General features: G+C 67.6%; 1 protein-coding gene. It reads right to left on the reverse strand.

Translation table 11 applies throughout. The features are described from left to right. Positions 1-57: 57 nt before the first annotated feature. The coding region (locus tag I5E_RS04350) for a diacylglycerol/lipid kinase family protein (protein ID WP_022905917.1) at positions 58-426 on the reverse strand (369 nt) is incomplete at its 5' end.

The raw sequence follows: 426 nt of genomic DNA on the forward strand, positions 1-426 counted from the left end.
ATCAACAACACAAGAGGCCGCAGGCGCCCTTCCGCTGGGGCGGCGCCCTGGCCTCGCTCAAATCCGCTTCCGACCCTTCGATTCCCGCTCGCCGTTCAGGCGATGGCAGGAGTGGAGGGACTCGAACCCCCGGCATTCGGTTTTGGAGACCGACAGCCGGTACTTGAACTCGAAGCCGTCGGCGTCGCGCACCGAGCGGAGCAGCGAGTCGAGGTACGCGAGCCACCCGACGCGCTTCTTCAGCTCGGGCCGGGTGTTGGCGATCATGCGGGCGTCGAGCCCGAGACCGGCCATCACGACGAACCCGTACTTGTCGCGGGACCCGTCCGGACGTTCGACGCCGAGGAGCCCGAAGTCGATCGGCCGGTCGTGCCCGACGAAGATCGCCTTCGCCATCCCGCCGAGGTCGTCCAGCGGCAGCTTCAT

Source organism: Curtobacterium sp. B18, assembly GCF_000333375.1.
In the GTDB taxonomy this organism is placed as follows: domain Bacteria; phylum Actinomycetota; class Actinomycetes; order Actinomycetales; family Microbacteriaceae; genus Curtobacterium.